The 6,702-nt window shown below is 57.7% G+C and carries 7 protein-coding genes; 2 read left to right on the forward strand and 5 right to left on the reverse strand.

All coding sequences use genetic code 11. The features are described from left to right. Positions 1 to 792: hypothetical protein (locus VMU57_RS22310; RefSeq protein WP_325387469.1), on the reverse strand; the 792-nt coding region annotated here is incomplete at its 3' end. A 139-nt stretch (positions 793 to 931) separates the two neighbouring features. Beyond that, on the reverse strand, positions 932 to 1,234 hold the full coding sequence (locus VMU57_RS22315) for a hypothetical protein (RefSeq protein WP_325387471.1): 303 nt from the start codon (positions 1,232 to 1,234) through the stop codon (positions 932 to 934). A gap of 804 nt (positions 1,235 to 2,038) precedes the next feature. On the opposite strand from VMU57_RS22315, the gene VMU57_RS22320 reads away from it, so the two are divergent. Next, a complete protein-coding gene (locus tag VMU57_RS22320; RefSeq protein ID WP_325387473.1) occupies positions 2,039 to 2,266 on the forward strand; it encodes a hypothetical protein in 228 nt (75 codons plus the stop codon). Further along, positions 2,259 to 2,942, forward strand: a complete 684-nt coding sequence (locus VMU57_RS22325; RefSeq protein WP_325387475.1) for a hypothetical protein — start codon at positions 2,259 to 2,261, stop codon at positions 2,940 to 2,942. The genes VMU57_RS22320 and VMU57_RS22325 overlap by 8 nt, the downstream gene beginning before the upstream one ends. A 517-nt stretch (positions 2,943 to 3,459) precedes the next feature. Here VMU57_RS22325 and VMU57_RS22330 read toward each other — a convergent pair. From VMU57_RS22330 to VMU57_RS22340, 3 genes are read right to left on the reverse strand one after another with little or no spacing between them, the layout of a single operon-like run. Continuing rightward, a complete protein-coding gene (locus VMU57_RS22330) occupies positions 3,460 to 4,866 on the reverse strand; it encodes a dihydrolipoyl dehydrogenase family protein (protein WP_325387477.1) in 1,407 nt (468 codons plus the stop codon). Positions 4,867 to 4,869: 3 nt separating this feature from the next. Next, a complete protein-coding gene (locus VMU57_RS22335) occupies positions 4,870 to 6,189 on the reverse strand; it encodes an MFS transporter (protein ID WP_325387479.1) in 1,320 nt (439 codons plus the stop codon). Further along, the gene (locus VMU57_RS22340; RefSeq protein ID WP_325387480.1) at positions 6,189 to 6,680 is read right to left on the reverse strand and encodes a DoxX family protein; all 492 of its coding nucleotides are present in this window, start codon (positions 6,678 to 6,680) and stop codon (positions 6,189 to 6,191) included. The genes VMU57_RS22335 and VMU57_RS22340 overlap by 1 nt, the downstream gene beginning before the upstream one ends. Positions 6,681 to 6,702 lie beyond the last annotated feature (22 nt).

Raw genomic sequence — 6,702 nt, forward strand, 5'->3', positions numbered from 1 at the left:
CATCAGCCCGCTCGCCTCCAGGTTGGGAACGTCCTGAAGAAAGCGATACGCGTCCTGCGGCCCCCAGGCCAATGGCTGATACATCTCCCCGGATTCGGTCAGCTCCTTGACCCATGGGACCCGTTCCGCGGCCTGTTGGATGGGCTGCAGCAGCGACAAAAGCGCGGCATGATTTTTGGCTGCGCCATACTCCCGCAAGGCCCGCTCCAACGGCAGATGCTGCGGCTTTCCATGCGCGGAAAGGCGGCTGCTGTAAGTCGCCAGAAAAGCAAAAGGAAACTCCACGTCGCGCTTGTTCTCCGCCAGATGAAACGTCACCCGCCCCACCCTCCGCCACAATGGATTCCGTTTCTCTAAAAACTGCTGGACGTTTTTCCCGCAGGCCTCCACCTCTGCCTGCACCAGCCGGTCCAGTTCCAGCCACCAAACTTCGAGCACTTCCGCGTTCAAGTACTCCGCGCCTCGCATCGGCGGCGCGGTCAGGGCCATTACGGTACGCTCCTCAACCGACGGAACAGGAACAGACCAGGAGCGCTCCTCGCTCCCGATCTCCGGGCGATGACACAGTTGTGTCAGATACGCGCGGCCCCAATCGCGGGCAAAGGAAAACGCCGCGGGCAGATTCGTCTCCAGCTCCACCGTCGCCAGGTGCAACAATCCCTGCGCCGTGCTCTCAGCGAAGGCCCTCTCGATTCGTGTGGCGACAGCTTCGCCGGCAACTGCGCCTTCCTCGTCGGCTGCCGTTTCCACATGCAGGCGGCCGTGGGGCGAAATGGACAGAGCGAGGGTCATGGTTTCAGTAACGCTATCACCATCATCGCAAATCGGAAATCATGGCGCGGGAAACAATCCGGTTGCCCCATCCTCCGCCCATGCGGTTGTGGGACGACGCAGCACACATGTTCCGGCGAAGCGGATGCACGCCCGCCGTTCATCCCGCGGCTGTCAGGCGCAGAAGCTGCTCAAACTGTTGCCGCGATTCTGCGGGAATGTTCGTCCGTTTGAGGTCGTCGTCGCGCGTGATCCTCTCCCGCTCCATCATCTGGAGAAGCGCATGGCCGAGGACACTGCGCGGCATCGTATCGGCGGCGGCGAGATCGAGAACCGTTCGCAGCGGACTCGTGACCCTGCATCCCCGCGCGAGGACGATATCGTTGTCAGGCAGGTCGGCGAAATGCAGCGTCAGAACGCCGGGTGTCCGGCTGCTCCGGCGAAAGTGTGCGGGCACCGTCATGTGCAGTTTCTTCTCAGGTATCACCTTCCACGTGCGATGACAGATGTACGTCCGTGCCCGCGACCTCTGTCGTGCGCGTCACGCCCTTCCGGTCTTTGAGCTACCTACAACGCCGCGAACGCTGCCCAGGCACTTGGAAGTCAGCCAAGACTAGCGATTTGGTGAACGGGTCGCGGAAACGATGGTATCCAGATGATGGATGAGAAATTGCGAATTCATCGCCATCCAGACGATCGGTAACGGTCAACGAACTGGAAACCGACCTTTGGGCTATGAGAAACGTAAATTATTTATTCTATAGGAACTGTAGCGACTCAGATGATCATTCTATACCTTTAGAATCAATACGATACATCCCGTCAACCCTTACTGTTCGTCATTGTTCAGTTGAAATTTGTGCTGAAATGCGTGTTCGTTATTGTTCAATTTTCTTTGGCGGCGCTTCTTAGATTGTTAGTCGAGCAGGTACTTCAGAGCAAATTTCCAATTTCCACATTGGAAATTGCGGCCTATAATTAGCCCATGCAAGGCCAGGACGTTGCGCTTCTCCTAAAACTCGCCATCCAGAACGGGCCGCAAGTCCCGTCCAAAAACTTAGCGGAAAGCCTCTTCATCTCTCCGTCAGAGGTGTCGAAGTCTCTGAAGCGTAGTGCGGAGTCAGGGCTGCTCCACATCGCCAATGGAGAAAAGAGAGTCAATCGGTCTGCGCTGATGGAGTTCCTGTCCCATGGATTCAAATATGTCTTTCCACCAGCAAAAGGCTCTCTAGCGCGCGGTGTCCCGACGGGTGCATCCGCGGAGCCCTTGAAGTCACGTTTTCTAGGTGATGGCGATCCTCCTGAAGTCTGGCCGTATGTTGAAGGAAAAGTACGGGGCATCGCGTTTGCGCCATTGTACAAGGGAGCGCCCAAGGCCGCGCTGCGAGATCCCAAATTCTACAGCGTGCTCGCACTCTGCGATGCGGTTCGCGGCGGGAGAACGCGAGAACGAAATCTCGCGATTGAACTGCTCGGCAAGGAGATCAATGCCTGATCCGAACCTGCCGCTACTGGAAGATGCGGTTCACAAACTCGCCCCGTTTCTGGATGAGATTGTTTTTGTTGGCGGCATCACTCTGGGGCTGCTGATTACTGACAAGGCTGCCGCTCCGATTCGCGGTACGAACGATGTCGATGTGATAGCCGAAATTGTCACGTATGCGGACTACATCGCGTTCTCAGAACGTCTCCGCGAGGCCCACTTCACAGAAGATGAAGGGGAAAAGCCTCTCGCTTGCCGGTGGCACAATGGTGCTCTGATAGTGGATGTGTTGGCGCTCAACGAAGAAGTGCTTGGGTTCACAAACATCTGGTATGAGTCGGCGCTTCGTCATGCGTTCACAGTCACTCTGCCCAGCGGACAATCGATCCAAGTCATTACCGCGCCGTTTTTCCTGGGAACGAAAATGGAAGCATTTCGGGGACGCGGCAAGATGGATTTTCAGGCCAGTCACGATCTTGAAGATTTCGTTGCTGTAATCGAGGGACGAGATACTTTGCTTCGGGAGATCGCCGAGTCTCCGCTAGAGCTTCGGCGTTATCTTGCCGAGGCAGCAAAGATGTTGCTCGCTGACCCTCGGTTCCTTGACGTGCTTCCTGGATTCGTCTTGGATAACGAGCGGGTCCCCCTCATACAAGAACGGCTTGATGAACTTGTACGGCAAGGATAAAAAGCTACCGATCTCACCAACGCAATCGTTAAGGATGTTGTCAGGCGACCGGCGAAGCACTACCTTAGGCTTGTCAGGCAGAGGAATCCATATCGGACATTCTTGGAATCGAACAATCCGGCAGTGCCCTTGCCACCATCAAGGCTGAACTTGAGGCTGCCTCCCAAGTCGTAGACAGCGTATTTTGAAGGCCATCGCCCTTGCCGCTTTGGGAAGTATTCCTTGGGTTGGGGGAGTTCTTTCGGCGGCAGCCACCTTCAAAACTGGCGAGGCCGGAGTTCGACAGGATGACCTTCGGACAAACTGAAGCCACTTCTGGATTTCATGTCGCACCGAAAATTCCGTGAGGAATTCATCCGTGCGATTGAACCTCATGGCGTGCGCGTTGATCCTGCTGTTCGCGTGCCGTAAGAGCTCCTGTAGCCTAACCCGTCATATCGACCATGCCCAGACCCGTCGATATGCCACCAAACTCTCGTTTGGACGTTCCAATTGAAGTATGGCAACAGCCAAGCTCCTAGCGAACCATCTTGGAGGCTGTGCGGATGAGTGTCCCCGAGAGGCCGGTGAGGCTGTGTTCGACGGCCATCTCTGTGGCGAGCAATTGAATTCCGGAGTTGTAGGTCGGATAGGGATGGATGATGCTGGCCAGATCGCTGACCTTGAGATTGTTCTGCATGGCCATGACGATCTCCATGATGGCTTCTCCGGCGCGGTGGCCGACGATGGTTGCGCCGAGGATAGTACCGGAGGTTGTGGCGATGATCTTGAGGAGGCCATCGCAGTCGTTGTCGCAGACGGCACGGTCGATGCGCGTGATGGGCCAGGTGGAGACGACGGGGTTGCGGTTGGAGGCGAGCGCTTGAGAGAAGGTGAGGCCGACCTGTGCGACCTCGGGATCGGTGAACGTGATTCTCGGCATCACCGGGGAGAAGCCGGAGTTGCTGCCGGGCAAGAGAGCGTTGCGTGCGGCCTGGAAGCCCTGCCATCCGGCGAGGTGCGAGAATTGCTCTCCACCGAGGACATCGCCCGCAGCGTAGATGGTGCTGGTGGATGTCTGGAGACGGTCGTTGACCTCGATTCCTTGGGCGGAGTATTTGACTCCGGCGGCTTTGAGGTTGAGGCCATCGAGGGTGGGCCTGCGACCTGCGGCTACGAGCAAGAGATCACATTCCTCTCGCTGCCCGACGGAGTGGACGGCGACACGGTGGCCGGACTGTTCCACGGAGAGGGCTCTCTCGGGAACGAGGTGAAGGCCCTCGCGTTCGAATACGCGGGCGATGATCTCGGAGGCATCGGGCTCTTCTTTGGGAAGGAGGCGTTCGGCAAAGATCGTGACCTGCGTGCCGAGGCGCTGATAGGCCTGCGCGATTTCGAGACCTACGGGGCCTCCTCCGATGACTACCATCGCTGCGGGGAGATGGTCATTCTCGAAGATCTGGCGGTAGGTCGAGTAGGGGACTTCGCTGAGCCCTGAGAGGGATGGGATCAGCGGCTCCGCTCCGGTTGCGATGAGGATTTTATTTGCGGAGATGCGTTGATCGCCGACCATCAGGGTGTGTGGATCGACAAAGCTGGCGGGGCCGAGAAGGATGTCCATGCCTTTCTGCCGGAGGGCTTCGGGAGTGGTGCCATGATAGATCTGGCGGATGGTGGAGCGGAGATATTCGCGGACCTGAAGCATGTCCACGACCGGGGGCTGGGATTGGATGCCGAGGGTGGACGCGGTGCGGAGTTGATGCGCGACGCGAGCGACCTTCACGAGAGATTTGCTGGGAACGCAGCCCGACCAGGTGCAGTCGCCGCCGATGCGGTCTCTCTCGATCATGATGACGCGGGCACCGAGTTTGACGGCGAAGTCGGCTGCGATGAGCCCTACTGAACCAGCGCCGAGAATGGCGAGATCGTATGTTTCCGTGCTCATGGGTCAGGCTCCGGGGTCTTGAGGATTTGGGCTGGGAATCCAATGAAGGAAGATCAGCGCAAGGATTGCGACGAAGACGGTTCCGTAGAGGAGACCGTCGATTGCGTAGCGCTGGCCGAGTACTCCAGCGAGGAGTGAGCCGATGATGGCGCCGACGCTGAGGAGAACAGAGTAGAGACCCATCGCTGCACCTCGTCCGGACTGAATGGGAAGCGTGCCGGCTAACCATGCGAGGGCGGCGGGCGTGAATCCGCTCTCCACCAAGATGAGCAATGCGATGAAGACACCGATGGTCCAGCGTACCGGTGAGGGCTGATGGGCGGAGTGGTTGAGCAGGTAAAATCCTGCGCAGACTGGAAGCATGGCACCCAGCGTGATCCTCATGGCAGTCTTAAGACGGATGTGGGGCAGGATGAAACTCCATGCAGTGACGCCTATGCCGAATACGATGGCGTACCCGAGGAGCAGCCAACCTACGCTTGCTGGAGTTGAGGCGTAGATTCCTGCCAGGTACTGGGATTTGGTGGAGCGCTCCGTGAGAAGAAACGGAAGAGTTGGCCCAAGCCAGAGGCCTACGACCGAGTTGACGCAGAGCCAGACGGGCGCGAGATGACGTATCGAAGGCAACTGTAGCACCTGCTTGAGATCGTCGAGCGGATTCACGAGATGTCGTACTGTCCTGCCGGAGATGTTGATGAAGAGAGTTACGGCGCAGAGCAGGTAGGCAATGGCGACGATAGCAAACGCGCCAGCGTGGAGAACGCGAAAGAGTTGGCCAGCGACGACACCCCCCAGCGCCAGGCCCGCAAGCAGCGTCAGCTCGAAGTAGCTCATCGCTTTGACGCGAAGGGCTGGACGGCCATCCGTGGCGTCGGTGAGGTATGCGAGTAGGGCCGGCACGATGGCAGCAGCACCGATGCCTTCGAGCAGCCTGCTGAGAAAGAAGATGGATGTTGATCCCGACACCGCAAAGAGAAACACGGCTACGGCGCCGATGATTGCACCAGCCGTCATCAGCAATCGAGGCTGCATGGCGTCCGACGCGAGTCCCATGGGAATTGAGGCGAATAGCTCTGCGGCAAAGGATACCGCGCTCAGAGTCCCAACCAATCCCGCGCTGAGATGAGCGCCGTGGTTGTTGAGGCTGGCAAGGTAAAGCCCGATCAGAATTCCGCTCGTACCGCTCGCAATCCTGAGCAGACCATGTGCCGAAATCACCCAGGCAAGGTTAGCGTTGGGCCGCGACCTGTCGGCTGAGGACGGGCCAAGCGTCCTTGAGGTGAGATCGTTCTTCGGATGCTTCTCAATCTGCAATGGCAACATCACTCGCGGTCAATCCTGTTGGCGATCCACTTGGCAAACAGCCTATCCAACGAGAATAGTCCAGCGCCAAAGATGAGGATCATCAGGGATGCAAAGAGGAAGGTGTAGGGATCGGCGATGTAGAACTTTCCGGGATCGCTGAGGATCGACTTCAGAGCATCCCGGTCAGCCGTCCAATAGGCGACAACCATATTGATGGAAAGCACGAGGCCGGTGAAGCGCGATAAAACTCCAAGGATCAGCAGGATGCCACCGACGAGTTCCACCCATCCTATAAAGCCCGCGGTAAAGGCTGGAAAAGTGAGATTGAGAGAAGTGAAGAATCCGGTAATTTGCGGAAGATTGTGGAGTTTACCCCAACCAGTTTGAGCAAACTGCCAGCCCCAATACAGGCGAACCAGTAGCAGGAACGGAGACTGCGCGTACGATGCAATCTTCCCAAAGGACTTGTAGCAACGCGCTACGGCAGCGGGCATGATCTTCAGATTCAATGTCTATCTCCTGTGGGTGTGG

This window comes from Edaphobacter sp. (assembly GCF_035532915.1).
Taxonomy (GTDB): domain Bacteria; phylum Acidobacteriota; class Terriglobia; order Terriglobales; family Acidobacteriaceae; genus Edaphobacter.